21 protein-coding genes and 2 tRNA genes are annotated in these 18,720 nt (G+C 35.8%); 14 read left to right on the top strand and 9 right to left on the bottom strand.

The window, feature by feature from the left end; genetic code table 11:
* Positions 1–96: 96 nt before the first annotated feature.
* Positions 97–834: a helix-turn-helix domain-containing protein gene (locus WC460_00085; GenBank protein MFA5187746.1), complete on the bottom strand. Its 738-nt coding sequence runs from the start codon at positions 832–834 to the stop codon at positions 97–99.
* A gap of 339 nt (positions 835–1,173) precedes the next feature.
* On the opposite strand from WC460_00085, the gene WC460_00090 reads away from it, so the two are divergent.
* The 3 genes from WC460_00090 (at position 1,174) to WC460_00100 (ending at position 2,800) form a co-directional block, all read left to right on the top strand.
* Positions 1,174–1,449: a hypothetical protein gene (locus WC460_00090; protein MFA5187747.1), complete on the top strand. Its 276-nt coding sequence runs from the start codon at positions 1,174–1,176 to the stop codon at positions 1,447–1,449.
* The gene (locus tag WC460_00095) at positions 1,446–2,069 is read left to right on the top strand and encodes a hypothetical protein (GenBank protein ID MFA5187748.1); all 624 of its coding nucleotides are present in this window, start codon (positions 1,446–1,448) and stop codon (positions 2,067–2,069) included. Before WC460_00090 ends, WC460_00095 begins: the two co-directional genes overlap by 4 nt.
* 107 nt (positions 2,070–2,176) lie before the next feature.
* Complete coding sequence (locus WC460_00100) at positions 2,177–2,800, top strand: hypothetical protein (GenBank protein MFA5187749.1); 624 nt, start codon at positions 2,177–2,179, stop codon at positions 2,798–2,800.
* A 63-nt stretch (positions 2,801–2,863) separates the two neighbouring features.
* Here WC460_00100 and rplS read toward each other — a convergent pair whose 3' ends face one another.
* The 6 genes from rplS to WC460_00130 form a co-directional block, all read right to left on the bottom strand.
* Positions 2,864–3,223 carry a 50S ribosomal protein L19 gene (gene rplS / locus WC460_00105; GenBank protein MFA5187750.1) on the bottom strand — a complete coding sequence of 120 codons (360 nt, stop codon included), beginning with the start codon at positions 3,221–3,223 and terminating at the stop codon, positions 2,864–2,866.
* Between the two features lie 225 nt (positions 3,224–3,448).
* Positions 3,449–4,030: a cytidylate kinase family protein gene (locus WC460_00110; GenBank protein ID MFA5187751.1), complete on the bottom strand. Its 582-nt coding sequence runs from the start codon at positions 4,028–4,030 to the stop codon at positions 3,449–3,451.
* Positions 4,031–4,078: 48 nt separating this feature from the next.
* Positions 4,079–4,582: a transposase gene (locus tag WC460_00115; GenBank protein MFA5187752.1), complete on the bottom strand. Its 504-nt coding sequence runs from the start codon at positions 4,580–4,582 to the stop codon at positions 4,079–4,081.
* A gap of 38 nt (positions 4,583–4,620) precedes the next feature.
* The gene (locus WC460_00120) at positions 4,621–5,541 is read right to left on the bottom strand and encodes an RluA family pseudouridine synthase (protein ID MFA5187753.1); all 921 of its coding nucleotides are present in this window, start codon (positions 5,539–5,541) and stop codon (positions 4,621–4,623) included.
* Positions 5,525–7,048, bottom strand: coding sequence for an HD domain-containing protein (locus WC460_00125; protein MFA5187754.1), 1,524 nt, complete (start codon positions 7,046–7,048; stop codon positions 5,525–5,527). Before WC460_00125 ends, WC460_00120 begins: the two co-directional genes overlap by 17 nt.
* 238 nt (positions 7,049–7,286) lie before the next feature.
* On the bottom strand, positions 7,287–8,867 hold the full coding sequence (locus tag WC460_00130; protein ID MFA5187755.1) for a CCA tRNA nucleotidyltransferase: 1,581 nt from the start codon (positions 8,865–8,867) through the stop codon (positions 7,287–7,289).
* 135 nt (positions 8,868–9,002) lie between these two features.
* On the opposite strand from WC460_00130, the gene WC460_00135 reads away from it, so the two are divergent.
* Both WC460_00135 and WC460_00140 read left to right on the top strand, forming a co-directional pair.
* Complete coding sequence (locus WC460_00135) at positions 9,003–9,350, top strand: hypothetical protein (protein MFA5187756.1); 348 nt, start codon at positions 9,003–9,005, stop codon at positions 9,348–9,350.
* 38 nt (positions 9,351–9,388) lie between these two features.
* A complete protein-coding gene (locus tag WC460_00140; GenBank protein MFA5187757.1) occupies positions 9,389–9,697 on the top strand; it encodes a hypothetical protein in 309 nt (102 codons plus the stop codon).
* A 51-nt stretch (positions 9,698–9,748) separates the two neighbouring features.
* Here the strand turns inward: WC460_00140 and queA are convergent, their stop codons facing one another.
* Complete coding sequence (queA, locus tag WC460_00145) at positions 9,749–10,792, bottom strand: tRNA preQ1(34) S-adenosylmethionine ribosyltransferase-isomerase QueA (GenBank protein MFA5187758.1); 1,044 nt, start codon at positions 10,790–10,792, stop codon at positions 9,749–9,751.
* Positions 10,793–10,888: 96 nt separating this feature from the next.
* On the opposite strand from queA, the gene WC460_00150 reads away from it, so the two are divergent.
* The 4 genes from WC460_00150 (at position 10,889) to WC460_00165 (ending at position 11,858) form a co-directional block, all read left to right on the top strand.
* Positions 10,889–10,961: transfer RNA gene (locus WC460_00150), tRNA-Ile, on the top strand.
* A 141-nt stretch (positions 10,962–11,102) separates the two neighbouring features.
* Positions 11,103–11,179: transfer RNA gene (locus tag WC460_00155), tRNA-Val, on the top strand.
* A gap of 71 nt (positions 11,180–11,250) precedes the next feature.
* Positions 11,251–11,601 carry a hypothetical protein gene (locus tag WC460_00160; GenBank protein MFA5187759.1) on the top strand — a complete coding sequence of 117 codons (351 nt, stop codon included), beginning with the start codon at positions 11,251–11,253 and terminating at the stop codon, positions 11,599–11,601.
* Positions 11,602–11,606: 5 nt separating this feature from the next.
* Entirely contained in the window at positions 11,607–11,858 is a 252-nt protein-coding gene (locus WC460_00165; protein ID MFA5187760.1) for a hypothetical protein, read from the top strand.
* A 31-nt stretch (positions 11,859–11,889) separates the two neighbouring features.
* Here the strand turns inward: WC460_00165 and WC460_00170 are convergent, their stop codons facing one another.
* The gene (locus WC460_00170) at positions 11,890–13,023 is read right to left on the bottom strand and encodes a DHH family phosphoesterase (protein ID MFA5187761.1); all 1,134 of its coding nucleotides are present in this window, start codon (positions 13,021–13,023) and stop codon (positions 11,890–11,892) included.
* Between the two features lie 276 nt (positions 13,024–13,299).
* Here WC460_00170 and WC460_00175 point away from each other — a divergent pair, with 276 nt between their 5' ends.
* The 5 genes from WC460_00175 (at position 13,300) to tyrS (ending at position 18,651) form a co-directional block, all read left to right on the top strand.
* The gene (locus WC460_00175; GenBank protein ID MFA5187762.1) at positions 13,300–16,080 is read left to right on the top strand and encodes a valine--tRNA ligase; all 2,781 of its coding nucleotides are present in this window, start codon (positions 13,300–13,302) and stop codon (positions 16,078–16,080) included.
* A 130-nt stretch (positions 16,081–16,210) separates the two neighbouring features.
* Positions 16,211–16,354, top strand: a complete 144-nt coding sequence (locus tag WC460_00180) for a hypothetical protein (protein MFA5187763.1) — start codon at positions 16,211–16,213, stop codon at positions 16,352–16,354.
* A gap of 14 nt (positions 16,355–16,368) precedes the next feature.
* Complete coding sequence (locus WC460_00185; protein MFA5187764.1) at positions 16,369–16,548, top strand: hypothetical protein; 180 nt, start codon at positions 16,369–16,371, stop codon at positions 16,546–16,548.
* Positions 16,549–16,670: 122 nt separating this feature from the next.
* Complete coding sequence (locus WC460_00190; GenBank protein ID MFA5187765.1) at positions 16,671–17,222, top strand: hypothetical protein; 552 nt, start codon at positions 16,671–16,673, stop codon at positions 17,220–17,222.
* A 223-nt stretch (positions 17,223–17,445) separates the two neighbouring features.
* Positions 17,446–18,651: a tyrosine--tRNA ligase gene (gene tyrS, locus WC460_00195; protein ID MFA5187766.1), complete on the top strand. Its 1,206-nt coding sequence runs from the start codon at positions 17,446–17,448 to the stop codon at positions 18,649–18,651.
* The last annotated feature ends 69 nt before the right edge of the window (positions 18,652–18,720 follow it).

Consider the following 18,720-nt stretch of genomic DNA (forward strand, 5'->3'; position numbering starts at 1 on the left):
TGCCCGCATTGTCATTCTCGAGCGAAGCGAAGAATCTGTTAATTAGTGGTAACAGATCCTTCATTTCATTCAGGATGACAATGCGGGCGTATTTTATTACTTCACCCCCTGTTCCCACAATAAATCAAAAATTGTTTTCATAGAATTGTATAAGGCTTTTGATTCAATGACCACAATGAATATATGTTCTTCTAAAGAAGTCAAAGCAACTTTATTTTCATAAATTGATATATCCATATCTACTGTTAAGCCTTTAGGTAAAAATTTGATTTGTTGTTTGGTGCCTTTTAACCTTTTAGCAAAATCGCGGTCTATTTCAGTATTGGAAAGCAAATGTTTGCCGACCAAAGGTACAGATTTGGCTAATTTATCCGTTATCCAAGCCTCTACTTCTTCTGGCAAATGTTCAGCAATTCGCCCAGTTGCCGTAATAAAACAAGCTTCTTTAACATTTTCAATATAATGGTAAACACTGGCCACGCCTTCTTTGCCTTCAAAATAATTGATTTTTGGTTTCCAGGCCGGTTTATTGTAAATAGCTAAAAGGGAAGGAAGTAGGTTTTTTAAATCAACAACTTTATTTCTCAAATCAGACAGAATTTTAGTTGGATCAGCTGCAATATAGCGGCTGATTTTTGTTTCAGGTAATTCTGAAACATAGCCGCGTTTAATCAGGCCTTCTAAAATAATATAAATTATTGACCTTTTGAGCTTGGCTCTTTGGCTAATCTGGCTGACTGTACCGCTGCCCAATTCCATTAAAGATAAATACACCAGGGCTTCTTTTTCAGTAAAGCCAATGTTTTGGAGTAAAGTTGATAATTTTTCGTCCATGGGTTTGAATTATGAATTAGGAGATATGAATTATGAAATTTGGTGTGGGCGAAAACGACCATCTTTCGGATCGACACACTTTTGTGTGTTACAGTAACAGACTGAAGTCTGTCATTCCGTCCCTGGCCGTTTTCGCCTTTTTATCTAGGATAGTGTAGTTTCAGTATAGCAAATCCTGCTTAATTTGTCAATATTTTTGATAAAAATAATGATAATTTGGCTAAAATGACTAATTTTAGGTAAAAAAATGGTGTGATGTTATTGACAATATTAAATAAATGCGTTATAATTGGTTATTCAAGCTAGAACCTTGAAAAACTAAAGAAGGAGGAAAGAAAAATGGGTAGATTTGATGATGATCCAGAAGAGGGCATACTTTTATTTACAAGCGTGCTTCTCGTTGGTGACATACTAACGTTATGGTCATTTCTCCAATCTGGGGACGCTCCATTAGTCGCTTTCAAGGACATCCCGTTTGGAATTATAATTCTCATAGGAGTAGGCATTTTGCATTTTCTTGCGATAGGAGGATCAATTTTAGTCATTAGGAAAGAAATAATGGAAGAAAAAACTAAAAAAACTAAAGTACAAGGTGCCAAGGAGGAGAAAAAATGAGAAATTGGTGGAATAGTATGGATAGGATTGATCGAACGAGGATTAAAGCAGCCATTAGTTTCGTTATTCTAATTGGCGGTATAATTCCTGGGACGATTCTTTTTTTTACGTATCTACAAGATACTGGCACAAACCGTATTATCTATGATACAACCGAGCAGGAGGTCATAGAGGATGTAAGTTTTTACGAATGGCTAAAAGATTTTCCAGCTCAAGAAAAGTATTATTGTATAGCAGAAGAAATTATTTTTACTGATACTGTAGCTAATATGGGCTATCAGGCAAAGCTACGCATCCAACCTAAAGATCGAACATTTAGAAAGTTTTTGAAAAAAGAAACGCAAGGCACACATAAGTATTACCTCGAGCTACATAAAAGCGTTTCTAGCTGTGTAAGTGAGATTGGTTTGCGGAGGTATGATGTTAAGGACTACCCTGCAATCACAATCCGCGCAATGTCGATAAGTAACATGAATGAGCTTTGTCCACTTGCCGCCCAGTATGGCTATGAGTGGTCAAGTAATCTGGAAATAGTTCAATGTCATGGCAATTTGCCTTCGGAGGATAATGTACAAAAGAATGACTGCTTGAATTCAGCCAGATTTGCCAATTATCCATAAATTTTAGGGATGAGAAATCATCCCTTTTTCTATTCTATTGACATTATTGATTAGATTTGCTAAAGTATAAAGTCAAGCTATTTGACAGAAAAAAGGAGGAAAAGAAAGTGAAAAAGATTGCGTTTATTCTGATTGCGGTTTTTATTCTGGTGTTGGGTCTTGGAGAAAACGTCTCCTACGGAGCCGAACACAACCCGAGGTATGTGGGCCAATATCAGGTGAGCCTGAATCACAGCTTTTGGAAATTTGGCGACGAGGGGAAAAGTTCCATGTACGCGCATGCTTGCGTTTTTGGCAACGTGAGCGATGACTTTACCTTGATCTTCTCATATCTCGGACCAAGGTTCAGGCTATTCAATCAGCTGGATGCGTATGTTTTAACCGGTATCTACAGCGATTCGGCTGGATCTTCGGTGATAAATTCTCTGTGGTTGGATTATCCTTTTGGCAAAAACGATGTTTTTGCCGAAGTGGATTATTACGTTACTTTGCAGAACCAACCGCACCAGCTATTTGCCACAATGGAAGCTTCACGATTATTCAAGGATGATGTATCTATCGGCGGCGCCATTGAAGCTTTTGGCAATCTGGAAAACGGCCAATTCGGCGAGCTGGCTTATGGCCCATTTGTGCAATTTAAATTTTTGCGTTTTTGGGTCGCCTATGATGGAACGCCTGCTTTGCCAGGAGAAATTGTTTTCCTAAGGACAAGCCTAAAATTCACATTCTAACTATTTACAGCAAAAAATAAAGGCGCCCCACAAAATGGGACGTCTTTTTCTATTGGGAATTTTTTATTTTGCTTTTTTCTCTGAAGTAGATTTTAATCGTTTTTTATAATCGCGGGTGTAATAAAGTTTTGCGCGCCTGACAGCTTTTTGGTCAACCAGTTCAATTTTGTCAACCAGAGGAGAATATAAAGGAAAGATTTTTTCCACGCCAATGCCTTCGCTAATTTTGCGGACAGTAATGGTGGCGCCTTGCTCCTTGCCATGTTTTTTGGCAATGACCAAACCTTCATAAACCTGGATTCTTTCTTTTTCCTCGCCTTTAGCCGTCACATCTTTAATTTTTTGATGAATGCGCACAACCATGCCTGGTTGGACTGCATTTTTATCAATAATTTGTTTTTCAATAATTTTTTTCTTGGGCATAATATTGGATATTAGAAATTAGAAACTAGAAATTAGGGATTGGAAAATATTTTAATTTTTTGTATAACAAATTTTCTATTACCAACCTTCGTTGGCCGTAGCCAACTACGGTTGGCGAGGGCCAATTCCCAATTTCTAAATAAAAATAAATCCGAAAGGATTTGTATTCTTAGTTTACAACAAGAGCCCTGTTCCGTCAAGTCCTTGTCGCTCGCATGCAAATGGTCAGATTTTAGGTAAATTCTTGAGAATTATAGCTGTTGCTTGCTTGGCAGTAATTTTGGTGGTATCAATTACTAAATCATAATGAGATTCATCCGTGTGGTCAATCTTATAATATTTTTTATAGCGTTGTCTATCGTTCGCGATGCGATCTCTGATTGATTTTTTTAATTCGGTTAAAGACTTTGCTTTAGTCTCGTTACGTTTTTTGGAATCTGTTTCATTTTGGAGCTGTTGCCAGATTCTTTTGGCGCCTTCATTTAGATCGCATTTTATATAAATTTTAAAAGATTCAGGCAAAAAATAAAATTGGGTGCGTCCCTCAACAATGACCGTATTAGTTTTCGCAGTTTCTCTGGCTTCTTGGGCTATTTTTTGGTCAACATCAACATCTGTTTCCGGATGGGTCAAGGCATATTGGTTTAATTGTTCTAAATTCAGGCCTTTCTCTCTGGCTAATTCACGCCTGATCGCGCCGACATAAATGCGGTTCGCTTTTAATTTTTCAGCCAAAAGCTGGGCAATTGTGCTTTTGCCGCTGCCAGGAGCGCCTGAGATTGTGATGATTAATTGTTGTTTGGACATATTTATATAAAATTATTTATACCCCACTTTAGTGGGCAGTGGAAATTATTAATTTATTTCCCAATTTAAATTTTTAACTCTACAGATTATTTCATCTATACCATCTTCACCGAATTCTTGAGCTTTCTCATTGTAATTACAGAATTTATAATTCTTTAATTCGCTAATACTTTTAACTAAACCATGTTTAAAAGGATTTCCAATTATATAACCCATAACATTAAAATAAGCTTCTTCATCGGATATATTTTTATTGTGATATGGCTCCCAGATCGAAGAATATTTTTTACCAAACTTATTTAATTCATAAGAAATTCCGCCATTTATTCTCTGGATGATTTCTTTCAATTCTAAGCCCTTAAATAGATAGAAAAGTAAATGGTAGTGATTTGATAAGATGCTATAGGCATCTATTTTAAATTCAAAATTTTTTGAAGTTTCTAATATTTTATCTAAAAGTAATTGTTTAAGATCATCTTCTGAAAAGAAAGATTCCCGATTAAATGTTCTGCACGTGATAAAATAATAATTATGGTCAAGATAAAATCTCATTTTTAATTTGCCTGCTAAAGCAGGGTATAAATTATTTGTTATTTTAATTCTTTAATTATTTTCTGCAGTTTAAGCGGCAATTTTGATTTGAATTCTAGTTTTTTGCCATCCAGATTTTTAAAGCTTAAAATGGTTGAATGCAAAAACGGCCGATCCAAATCTAATCCTTCTTTAACCCATTTTTGTTTGTACAGTTTGTCGCCGACAATCGGATGTTGAATAGCGTTTAAATGGGCGCGGATTTGGTGGGTGCGGCCGGTTAAAATTTCCACTTCCAATAAACTGAAATTTTTGAATTGCTTTATTATTGTGTATTTGGTTAAGGCTTCTTTGCCGCCTTCAGCAATTGATTTAACTGCCATTTTACCTTTGCCTTTGGCGCGTTCAATCGGCAGATTGATTTCACCTTCTGGCCTTGCCATCTGGCCATGGACAAGAGCTGTATAAATTTTTTTGACTTTTCTTTTTTGAAATAAATTTTTAAAATAATCAAAAGCCTTTTGCGTTTTGCAGACAAGAATCAAGCCAGAAACTGCTTTATCCAGACGATGAACAATGCCAGGCCTTAATTTATCATCGCCCACCTTGGCAATTTCCGGATATCTAGCCAAAAGGCCATTGACTAAAGTATCTGGCTCCATTTTTTCAGTCGGATGAACCAAAAGTCCGGCTGGCTTGTCAATTACTAAAATATTGTCATCTTCATATACTATTTTAAATTTTACTTTTTTGTTCGGCTCTAAGCTTTTTATAGCGGTTAATTTTTTGATTTCTTTACTGGGGATATTTATTTGATCGCCTGGCTGTAAAAAATTATGGACAGAGCTTTTTTTATTATTAACTAAAATAGTACCCGCTTTAATTAGTTTTTGGATTTGGGAGCGGGAGATTGGTAATTTGGCGGTGAGAAATTTGTCTAAACGCTGGTTTTTGTCTTTGTCTTTAATTATTATTTTCATATTTAGAAAAATTATTTCTTATTAAATCTAAAGCGCCTTCTTTAGTAGTAATTTCACCATTTAGCTGAGCTTCGCGGACTAAATTTAGCAATCTGCCAATTTTTGGCCCTGGCTTTAATTTAAATTCAGTAATTATATCAAAGCCGTTAATTAAAGGTGCGGGCAAGATTTTTTTTGACTTACTAAGTTCTTTTAATTCTGTTAGGCGATGGTTAAGTGTTTTGAAGCCTTCAAGATTTGGTCCTGTTGGAGTGAGGCAAGAAATATCATCGGCAAAACAAAGCATTAAAAGTTTTTTGCCCATATCGGGAGTAGTAAAAAATAATTTCTCTAATTTGGTAGCTTTCATCGCTCTGGGTTTTTCAGCTTTGCTGATCATATGATTGGTAATAAGCCACTTTAAATTATCATAATCAATTAAGCCGTTATAACTGGCAAAAGTTAAACGGCTGGCGATTTGAACAGCCAGATCAGCACTGGTTTTTTCATGGCTCGGGAAAGTAAATCTTTTTTTGTCATTATTATAGACTTGGGCATTTGGCTTATCAATGTCATGGAATAAGACCGCCACAATAACCTCAAGCGGGGGCTTGTCCTTAAATTGTTTTTTAAATTCAGGCGATTGGAGATTTTTTAAGCATAAAAGTGTGTGTTGCCAGACATCACCTTCGCTGTGAAATTCTTTGGGCTGTTCGCAGCCTTTGAGAGCAAGTATTTCAGGCATTAATTCTTTTATAAGTCCGCTTTGTTCATACAGTTCCAGAGTCCTTACAGGCTGAACGCTTAAAGATTTTAAAAATTCTTTGGCGATTGTTTCAGTCGGCACAATACGTTCTGTTTTATTGGCTTTATTTTTACGCGTCTGATTAATTTTGGGTGCCAAGGCAATAATTGCCTGCCAGGTGCTTTTTTCTATCGTAAAATCAAATCTAGTGGCAAAACGTAAAGCGCGAAGCATCCGAGAATAATCTTCTTTAAAGCGATCTTCTGGTTTTAAAACAGCTTTAATTTCGCCATTGGCCAAATTTTTCATTCCGCCAAAAGGATCGATTATTTTTTTATTTTTTAAATCCAGGGCTAAAGCATTGATGGTTAAATCACGGCGCGATAAATCTTCTTCAATTTTTAAATTAGGATCTGACTGGACTTCAAAATCTTTATAGCCGCCACCCTGGCCTGTTGAAAACTCAGTGCGGGGCAGGGCAATATCAATAGGCTCTTCCAGATTTGAATCTTTGGGTAGAAATTTTAGGACCCCGAAATTACGGCCAACTAAATCAACACTTCCTTTTGTTTCCAAAAATTTTGTCAGGGAATCCAAATCAATTTTATTAACCACAAAATCAAAATCTTTAGCCATTTTCTTAATGCCCAGGGCTGCGTCACGCACCATGCCACCAACCAAATAAATATTAGACTCAGGAAATTTTTTATAAAAATCTTGAAGAAATTTTAAGTCCGGCTCCTTTTCAATTTTTTGGGCAAAGGAAGCTAACATTTTTTCCATATCTGGTAATTTGTTTACTTCTTTTTTTAATTGTGGAGATTTATATTCAAGTTTATTTTGCATTGATTTTAGCCAATAGCCATAAAGCCATTAGGCATTAGTTCTTGGAAAGTTTTTTAAATATTCATTTAGCCAATGGCTTAATCGCTTATTGGCAAGACCTTGGCATTGTTTAAAAATGTTTTCCAATTTTTATCTAATATATATCGGCCTATGCCAGGCTTATGGCTTCCCAAAATTATTCCACCCATTTAATCTTAGAGAAATATTGTTTTTTTCGTTCCTCTTCGTATTTTTCCAGCTGTGGCGCTAATTCTTTTAATTCTGAATCTGAAAGTTTATTCAAATCTTTTAATTTTTTTTGCAAATAAGCTTTTTTATTTTTTTTCGGATCTTCCAAAACTTCAGCCAAAAGTGCATTCAAAAGCAGGCCAATCTTCGGACCAGGTTTGATATTTAATAATTTCATCAGTTCATCGCCTTTAACTTTTAACATTTTAACGGAAATCGGATCTAATTGGACTGCGTGCAAACGTTGTTCTAATTCAATTAGTTTATAAGGTTTGGCTTTGGGTCTGCCCATGCCCAAACGATCACAGATGCGCACTTGAATTGCTTCATTAATGTTATCTGACCCTATTCTGACTAATAATCTTCTGATAGCAGCGTCAGTAATTGTGCCGAGAGAATAAAAAAACATATGATGGCGGACCAGATGGGAAACTTTATCAATTGTTTCATTAGAATATTTTAATCTTTGTAAAATTTTTCGTGTAATTTTTGCGCCCACAATGTCATGATTATAAAATGTGCTGTCAGGGCCTTCGCCTTTTTTTACCTGGGGTTTTGCAATGTCATGGAATAAGGCAGCCAAACGCACATTCAAACTATAATTGCGTTCAGCGGCAAAACCCAAGGCTTTAACACAATGGGTGAAAACACTGTAAATGTGGCTTTTGTTTTGAGAAACGCCCACGCCAGATTCTAATTCAGGGATGATGTATTTTAAAAGATTTGATTTTTGTAAAAGCTGCAAGCCAAATTCAGCGTTTGGCGACATAATGATCTTATTCAATTCTTCAGTAATTCTTTCAGCTGGAATATCTTTAATTTTAGGCGACATTTTTTGGATTGTAAGATAAGTTGCTTGTTCAATTTTAAAATATAATTGGACTGAAAAACGGATGGCGCGCAACATGCGTGTATAATCTTCCTGGAATCTGTCTTCTGGCCGGCCGACTGTTTTTATTGTTTTGCTTAAAATATCTTCTTGTCCTAAAAAAGGATCAATCAGTTCATTGGTCTTTAAGTTTAAAGCCATGGAATTGATGGTAAAATCGCGCCGTTCTAAATCTTTGGCAATTGGCAATTTCGGATCTGACTGAATGTCAAAATCACGGTACCCGCCAGTATTGAAAGAATGTTCTGTTCTGGGCAAGGCAATATCAATGGGTTCTAAGCCCGTGTACTTTTTTGGCCCGTCTTGGCCGTTTTCTTTCCTATTTTCAGCTTTTAAAGATTTTGATTTCAAGCCGAGGCCAGGAACAAACTTGAACACGCCAAAAGATTTGCCGACTAAATTAACAGTGCCTTCTTTGCTTAAAAATTTTTCCAAATCTTTGGCTGTGACATTTCTAACTACAAAATCATAATCATAAGATTCTCGTTGTAACAAAATATCGCGCACTTTACCGCCAACAAGATAGATTTCCGAATCCTTGAATTTTTTAAGTAATTTTTTGGTAAATAAAAAATTTGGATCATTGGCAAAATCCTTGAGAAAATGGGTAATTAGTTGTTCGTTATTTTTAATAGTCATCTATTTCAATCTTACTTGATTTTTAGCGAAAAAACAAGTTGTCTTAGCAAAAAAACATTGACACTAATTAAAAAGTATGATATGATTTTAAATCCGAATAATTGAGGTTATTAAATATCAAACGAGGAGGAAAAAATGAAGAAAAAGAGTTTGTGGGAACGGTTTTTAAACTTTTTTGGCTTTGCACTTGAAAGCGATCCTGAATTTGAAAAATTTTGGCATCGTAATGAAAGGGGTTTCCCTTTTTCAGACCTAGTCGGGTTAATTGTTGGACATGGCGAAGAATCATTTGTAATTACCCCTGAGATGGAAAAAAGTGCGATCCAGAGATATCATGAAATACCGGAGAAACTTTACTTCTGGTATATAAAGAGTCCAAATCGCTCCGATCAATATTTTGAAATAAATTGTGGTTTGGATATCTTCGGACCGATAATAGGAACAATTGAAGAAATCCTGGAAGATGATAAAAATTGTTTTTGATCAAAAGACACCTAAAAACGAGGAAGGAGGAGGAAAAAATGAGAAAGTTTAATTGGCTAAAGCGTTTGTTTGTCTTTCTGAGGATTTTGAAAAAAAAGACAGAACTCGACGCCTGGATGGACAGAGAGGAAAGAGGATTTCCTTTTTCGGACTTAATCGGGCTCGAGGTGAAATGCGGCGAAAAAACTTTCACGATTACAGCTGAAATGGAGCAGACTTCTTACAAGGATCAAGAGGCGAGCAGAGGCGGAATGGGATTTAGCTTTTGGGTGGTAAAATGCCCCCTTTGCCAAAAGCATCACTTGGCTATCCACTCCAGTTTGAGAACCCACACTTACCATATATAAGCACAGTTACATTGTGCCGCATAAAATAAGCGTCTAGTTACTAGGCGCTTTTTATTTTATTAGCATGACATCCCCAAATGAAAAAAAACGATATTTTTTTCTTATGGCATGCTGATAAGATTTTTTAATAAATTCTGTTCCAGCAAAAGCACTGACCAAAAGAAACAAACTTGATTTGGGGAGATGGAAGTTAGTGGTAATAGCGTCAATAAATTTGAATTTGTAGCCGGGGTAAATGTAGATTTTGGTATAACCCTTTTTAGAACGGATTGCTGATTGCTGATTGCAGATTTCTGAACAGGATTCCAAAACTCGAACTGATGTTGTGCCGATTGCGATAATGCGGCGATTGGCTTTTTTTGCTTGATTAAGCCGTTTGGCAGTTTGTATATCCAGCTCAAAATATTCTTCGTGGATTTGGTGTTTGGTTATATCTTCTGATTTGATTGGTTGGAATGTGCCTAAACCAACGTGCAAAGTTACAAATTCAATTTGGATGCCTTTTTGCTTTAGTTGTTTAAATATTCTAGGTGTGAAATGCAGTCCTGCGGTTGGCGCGGCCACAGAACCAAGTTTTTTGGCAAAAAAAGTTTGGTATTCATTTTGTTTAGAAAGTCGCTTGATGTACGGGGGAGTGGGCATTTGCCCAAGTTTAAAGATTTGAGCCATTAATTTCTGCCCAGAAAGATTGAATTTAATCCGAGCAGTATCATTTTGGCGACTAATTATCTCTCCGTTTAAGTATCGGGAAAATTTTAATTCCGTGTTGATTTGTTTTTTTATTGGCAAATTGCCGACTAAACATTCCCAGATGTTTTCTTTGATCTGGCGCAGGAGTAAAATCTCCACTTTGCCGCCGGTATTTTTTTTGCCAATTAGGCGCGCAGGAATAACTTTGGAATTATTAAAAACTAAAACATCACCTGTCTGTAGGTAATTTGGCAAGTTTAAAAATTTGTCGTCTATAATCTTTTTAGTTTTTCCATCTAAAACTAAAAGCCTGCATTTATCCTGAGGAGAAACAGGCTTTTGGGCGATTAATTCTTGAGGGAGATTAAAATTATATGTTTTTAGATTTTTTACTTTGTTAGCCATTATGATAAATTATTAGAGATTGTTATAATAATCATAGCATATAAGTAGAGACCATTGAAAAAAATTTAATTTGGTGCTAAGATTTTAAATAATTAAGCGCGTGTAGCTCAGTGGTTAGAGCGCTACCCTTATAAGGTAGATGTCGATGGTTCAAATCCATCCACGCGCATACCGGGGCAATTAGCTCCCACCTACGCTGATGCTTCGGTGGGCAGGCAGTAAATAATGTTATGGACTTTATGGATGATAACCAGCTTCGCTAATTGCAGACAAGTATTTTAAAAATTTAGATTAAGTCACATTCATTTAAGGGCAATTAGCTCAGCTGGTTAGAGCGCATCGTTGACGTCGATGAGGTCAGTGGTTCGATTCCACTATTGCCCACCAAATTTAATGAAACTAATTAAGGTTTGATAACTTTGAGTAATTATGGTATCCTTTAGATAGACAACCCACTTATGTTTAATATTTTTAGCAAATTTAAGGCTCCTCTTTATAGAGAAGCAGCAGAAGCATATTGGAATAAACTTCCTCAAGAAATTGAGGTAAGTTGGTTTAGAGATGGGAAATATATTATTGGTCAAATCAACGCTGAGGGTAATAAATTTATGACCCAAGGCAGAAATGCCGATGAATTTATTGATATGGTAAATGACGCTGTTTTTTCAGTTTATGAAATCCCCCCAGAATATTTTGAAATATTAAGTCCTAAGAAATTTACTCCGAAATCCAATGAATATGAAAGACTGAGAAATAATGGTATTATTGCTGGAGAGATCAGTCTGGAGAGGCAATTAGTTAATGTTTGAGATTTATGGGGGAATATGCAAATGTAAAGCGGAATAAAATAAAAAAATGTTTATTGAGATGGCTTGTAAAAAAACAAGGGATTGAAATTAAACATGGAGGCAAGCATCAGATTTTAATAAAATATGTTTTTTGGGAAAGACCTTTCCCGTTACCTTTTTTACACAATGAAGTTAATAAGCACCTTATCAAAGAATTAATGCAGAAATTGGTAGATTCAGAAGTTTGCACTAAAGAAGAATTTGATCAAAATATATAAAAAATGACTTATTCAATTTGGGAGTCATTTTTTATTTCTGTAAATTCATTTTTACGCTTTCAATAACTTCTTTGCTAGCTTCTGCCAGATTGGGCTTGGAGATCTCAAATGTAGCCATGGTTTTTGTGCCAAAGGGATTAAATGATTTAGCTAAATTTAAAGAGTCGTAATTTTTTGAAGTATAAATTAATCCGGTAATTGACTGTTTTTGATTCTCAAAAAGTAAAATTATGATTTCTGCTTCAGGCGCTGAAGTAATTAATTCTTCAATTACTTCGCGTAAATTGGGATTTTGCATGTTCAGTTCAATAAAATCTTTTTGTGTCAGATAAGACCAGGCCATTTTGTGTTCGGGATCATTTTTAAGGCGCGCGAGTACTTTGCCCCAGAGCCTTAAAGTATTGATTGACTTTGTGCGGTATAAATTTTGAATAATTTTATCGCGGTCAGCTCCGTTAATTATGAGTTGACTGGCAATATTTAGGGCTCTCGGAGTGACAGCGGCTGAACGGAAACTCTTTGTTTTGGAAATCATGCCAGTCAAAAGACAGGTAGCAATTTCTTGGTCCAGCAAATTTATATCATAATGTTCAATCAGATCAAAGATAATTTCTGCGGCTGAAGTTTTGGTCAGGTCTACCAAATTGATCTGGCCATACTGTTCATTTTCTGGATTGTGGTCAATATTAATGATCGGGGTGCTATAAAAAAAGTCAGTATGCTGGTCATAAATTTCGCCCAGGGATTCCAGGGTGTCTGTATCTAAAATAATTATTAGGTCATATTTATAATCCCCAGATTTAAAAGAAATATTTTTTTCATCCAAAAGTTTTTCCGGGGTCAAATAAATGTTCAGTTTGTTGGCTTTAACATCATAGGAAAAATCCTTGATTTTATTTGCTGCCAGATCCAGGGAAATAATGAATTTTTTTAAGCCCTCAAGGCCTGATTTTGTCTGATTAATTTCTGGCAAAAAGGCGAAATTTTGGTCAAGGCAAAAATTATGGCAGACAATATCAGCCTGCTTATCCATTTTTTTTAAAAGCAAAAAAATAGCCAGGGCACTGGATATCGCATCGCCTGAAAAATTCTTTTTAAATGTTATGAGAATTTTTTGGCTATTTTTAATTAATTCAAAAATTTGTTGGTTTTGTGTTAAACCCATATGGTTAAAATCCAAAAGTCAAAATTCAAAAGACAAAAATAAGGTGATTTTTAAGCTTATAATCTTTTTGCAATCCTGTCAACTATTTTTACCTTAATAGGGTTTTCTTGTCAAGAAGAGGGAAAAATGATAAGATTTTTGTATAAATATAAAATAAACAGGCGAAAACACGCATTTGTCATTCAGAACGAAGTGAAGAATCTAGGATTTCTGGATTCCACGCTATGCTCTGAATGACACGAGGACAAATGCGTGTTTTCGCCCGACTCCAATACTATGAAAGAAATCCCCAAGGCCTACGATCCCAAAGAAGTTGAGGATAAAATTTATAAGTTATGGGAAGAATCAGGTTATTTTAATCCTGACAATTTGCCAGGTAATCGGCCTGATTATTTTTCCATTGCTATGCCGCCGCCAAATAGAACCGGTACCTTGCATACCGGCCATGCTTCCATGCTTGCTTATCAGGATTTAATGACGCGTTATAACCGGCTGGCAGGTAAAAAAACTTTATGGCTGCCAGGCACTGATCATGCGGCGATCGCCACCCAAACTAAAGTTGAAAAAATTTTATATAAGGAGGAAAAGAAAACGCGCTATGATTTGGGAAAAGAAAAATTTTTAAAAAAAGTTGCTGAATTTGCAGAGGAATCTAAAAAAACAATTAATAATCAGGTGCGCAAAATGGGCTCATCCTGCGACTGGTCGCGTGAACGTTATACTTTGGATGATGGCTTAAACCAAGTAGTTAAATATGCTTTTGTGAAAATGCATGACGCTGGCTTGATCTATCGCGGTTATCGCATTGTTAATTGGTGCCCGCGTTGCGCTTCAACTCTGGCTGATGATGAAGTTGAATATGTGGCAACCAAAACAAAATTTTATACTTTCAAATATGCAAAAGATTTTCCGATTTCAATTTCCACTACCCGGCCTGAAACAAAATTGGGTGATACTGCAGTAGCTGTTAATCCCAAAGACCAGCGTTATAAAAAATTTATAGGTAAAACATTTACAATAGATTTAGGCCATGGCAAACAGAAAATTAAAATTGTGGCTGATGAGTCAGTTGACCCCAAATTTGGCACAGGCGCTCTTGGCGTTACGCCTGCCCATTCTTTTGTGGATTTTGAAATTGCCCAAAAAAATAAATTGCCATTGATAAAAGTAATAGGCGAGGATGGCAAAATGACCAAAGAGGCAGGCAAGGATTATGAGGGATTAACGGTTTTAAAAGCCAGAGAAAAATTCGTGGCCTGGTTGGAAAAAAATAAATTAATGGACAAGGTGGAAGAAGTTGAACAAAATTTGAGCGTGTGTTATCGTTGCAATTCACTGATTGAACCTCTGCCCTCATTACAGTGGTTTGTGGACGTCAATAAAAAAATAACTTTAAAAGGCAATAAATATTTCCAGAAAAAATCTCTCAAAGAAGTTGCCTTGCAGGTTGTGAAGGATAATGAAATAAAAATAATTCCCCAAAGATTTGAAGCAAATTATTTTCACTGGCTGGAAAATTTGCGCGATTGGTGCATTTCCCGCCAGATTTGGTTTGGGCATCAGATTCCCGTGTGGTACAGATCCTCCTCCGCTAAAGCTTCGGAGGACGGGGGTAAGGAAATTTATGTTGGGCTAGAAGCGCCAAAAGAAAAAGGATTTAAACAGGATGAAGATACTTTGGATACTTGGTTTTCATCTGGGCTGTGGACTTTTTCAACATTATTAGATAAAGATTTTAAAAAATATAAATCTTGGGAGGATTGGATTAATGGTTCTAAGGATTTAGAATTTCATCCGACTTCAGTCATGGAAACTGGTTATGATATTTTATTTTTTTGGGTGGCACGCATGATTATCCAGACCACTTTCATGCTCGGTCAGATTCCATTTAAAAATGTTTATTTACATGGTTTGGTGCGCGATGAAAAAGGCAAAAAAATGTCCAAATCCTTGGGTAATGTGGTTGATCCTTTGGATATGATTAAAAAATTCGGCACTGATGCTCTGCGTTTGGCCATGATTTCAGGCACTTCAGCTGGTGCTGATTCGCGCTTGTATGATGAAAAAGTTGAGGGCAGCCGCAACTTTGTGAATAAGCTTTGGAATATATCCCGTTATATTTTAACTTCAGTGCGCGAAGTCAGGCGAGTTGAGGAAATTCCTCATGGTGAAACTCTGGCTGACCAGTGGATTTTGGCAAAATTGGATTTGGTGATTAATGAAGTGACAGCAGATATTAATAAATTTAATTTTCCCGGGGCGGTTGAGGCTTTGCGCGAATTTACCTGGTCTGATCTGGCTGACTGGTATTTGGAAATATCAAAATTGCAGATCAAAGAAAGTCCTGATAAACCTTATGAAGAATTAGGCGTGCATACTGAGACAATTTTACTTTATGTTTTGGAAAAACTTTTAATTTTATGGCATCCGTTTATTCCTTTTGTGACAGAAGATATTTGGTCAAATTTTGAAGACGAGGATTTATTGATGATTCAGCCTTGGCCTTTAGTGACTGATAAAGAATTATTTACTGACATTAAAGATAGAGAATATCATGAGGAAACAGATAAGCTTTTGGATTACGATGAAATTTTGTATCCTTTTTATAAATTTGAAGAAATTGTCATGACCATCAGAAATTTGCGCTCTGATTTTAAAATTGAACCAGCGAAAAAGGTTGAGGTCACAATTGTTGGGAAAGATTTAGATAAAATAAAATTAAATGAACAAATTGATAATATAATTTATCTGGCTCGTTTGAATAATTTAGAAATCGGGAAAATTAAACCAGATAATTCTGTGTCTCATGTTTTGGAAGGAGTGGGTGAGATTTGTTTACATTTGCAGGGTCTCGTTGATTTGCCAAAAGAAAAAGCTCGTTTGGAAAATGAAATTGCCAGCGTTAAAAAATATGCGCAATCTTTGGCACAAAAATTAAAGAATAAAGAGTTTACAAAAAAAGCGCCTAAGGATGTGGTGGAGAAAGAGCAAGAGAAATTAAAGCAACAGCAAGAGAAATTGGTGAAATTGGAAGAACAATTGAATAGCTTGAAATAGTATTAAGTAGTAAGTATTAAGAATTAAGTATTAAGAATAAAGAATATTGATTAAGCGGGTTGTGAAAACGAGCTGCTTTTTTATTGACAAAATTTTTTAAAATCGTAGAATAGAGAACAAGGAGGAAATAATGGACAAGAAAAGGAAAATATTAAGTGATTGTCCTTTGGAGGATAAAACATGTGATGATTGCGACCAACAAATAGCTTGTCGGGAATTAGCAGCCAAAAGGAAAATATCATTGTTTGGCCGGATTAAAAAGTTGTTCACTTAAACAAAGGAGGGAAAATGGCAACGAATAATTTGCTGGTAATTATTGGTGAAAATGGAGAGATTGCTGAGACAGACGGCAGTGTAGAAAAAGAAACTCGTCAGGAGCGCAAGAATTTTAAAGCGTTTAAAAAAGAATTAGACGCTCTTTTGCGCCAAGTGCGAAATCCCGTGTCTTTTAATGGGACAATGAAGTAAAATAGTTTACAGGATAATAATAAATAGGCGGCTCGCAAATGAGCCGCTTTTTGTTCTCTTGAGTTTGACACGGAGTTGTTTGTTTGGTAATTTGAAAAAAACAAGAAAGGAGGTGAAGTACATTGCAAATTAAAAAAGGGACATGGCGCGTTGCGATTCTGATTCCTAAACTGAACATTGCGATTAAACTGCCACGGATATATTTGCGTCCTGCCTGGAAAATAATAAAAAAGATGTCTACCAGCAAAACATGGTTACACTGGCAATTATTTAAGAGTACCGTTTACAGTGAAATTTCTCTCAGACAATGGATCTTTAGGGGCATAGTGGAAAATTGGCAAGAATTTTGGTTTTACCAGAAAACCAGGAATCTGTTTTGTGTTCCAACATATTTTTCCTTTTTGGGGCTCTTTAACATTCAAAAGCTGGGTTCAGAACCCAAAATCAATATCAATGATTTGCATTACCAATTTGTCATATTCACTAACAATGAAGCCCGCGGTCACCATTATGACAATAATGGTAATTTTTCCTATCAAAATAGAAAATTGCAAATTCTTGATTATGGTTCTCCTAAGGTTCAGAAAGTGATTATTGAATTTGGCGCATTGCTGCAGGAGAAATTTGATATTAATGCCAAATGTCCGCACGATGGAATTATAAGCGGCTTGTGAAAACAGGTCGCTTTTTTATTAGGATACTAATCTACGAATATTATACGAATCTACTAATATTTCCAGAAGGAATTTGTTGTAAATTTAGGGAATTTATGATAAATTTAAGTTATAAATATTAAAATTTTTTATGCCCTGCTTTAGCAGGCAATTGATTTTTTTGCCCACTTCCGCCGTCGCTGTGCTATGGCGGACAAGAAAGTGGGGTATAAATTTAAAAAATATGGCAAAAGTTATTATAGACGAAAAATTAATTGAGGAAATTTTGAGGCGGGGGGTGGAACATGTTTATCCAGAACCAGGCGCTTTGAAAAAAGTTTTAATGTCAGGTAAAAGAATAAGGATTTATTGCGGGTTTGACCCAACAGGGCCTGATTTACATATTGGCCATGGCAATCAGTTGCGCAAAATGGCTCAATTTCAGAAATTAGGACATGAAGTGATTTTTTTAATTGGCGATTTTACAGCCAGGATTGGCGATCCGACTGACAAGCTAGCTGCCAGAAAACAGCTTACCAAAAAAGAAGTAGAAAAAAATTTTCAGGGCTGGAAAAAGCAAGCCAGCAGTATTTTAGATTTTGGCAATAAAAATCCTATTAAGATAATGTACAATTCAAAATGGCATGAGAAATTAAAGCTATCTGATGCTTTAGAGCTTGGTTCAAAAGTGACTGTCCAGAGAATGCTGGAACGCGACATGTTTGAAAAAAGAATGCAGGAAGGCAAACCAATTTATTTACATGAATTTTTGTACCCATTGATGCAAGGTTATGATAGCGTGGTTATGGACGTTGACCTAGAAATTGGGGGAAATGATCAAACATTTAACATGTTAATTGGCCGTGATTTAATGAAAACTTTAAAAAACAAAGAAAAGTTTGTCTTAACTATTAAACTTTTAGTTGATCCTAATGGCAAAAAAATGGGCAAGACAGAAGGTAATATGGTGGAATTATCAGATAGTCCTGAAAATATGTTTGGTAAAATCATGTCCTGGCCTGATGAAATGATTATTGAGGTTTTTGAAATTTGCACAGATGTTCCCTTGGTTGAAATTAAGAAAATGAAAGAGCAAATGCAAACCGGCACTAACCCTCGCAATTTTAAATTACTATTGGCATTTGAGATTGTAAAAATTTACAAAGGCGAGAAAGCAGCCAATGAGGCTCAGCTTAATTTTATAAAAGTTTTTTCCAATAAAGAAATACCGGAAGAAGTAAAAAGTTATAAAGTAGAAAGTAGAAAGCTTTTGGAAATTTTGGAAGAAACCGGTTTAGTAACTTCCAGGTCAGAAGCGCGGCGGGTAATTGAGCAGGGCGGAGTGAAAATTGATAATGAAGTTATTAAAGATGTGAATTTTAATTTATCATCTGGCGAACATTTGATTCAGAAGGGGAAGAGATTTTTCGTGAAAGTGATTATTGAATAAAGGGAAGAGGAGTAAGAAGGGTAAAAGGGGTCATCCTACGCTAAAGCTTCGGATGACATGTAAGAAGGG

Source organism: Patescibacteria group bacterium, assembly GCA_041651155.1.
Classification (GTDB): domain Bacteria; phylum Patescibacteriota; class Patescibacteriia; order CAIXNZ01; family CAIXNZ01; genus JAPLYF01.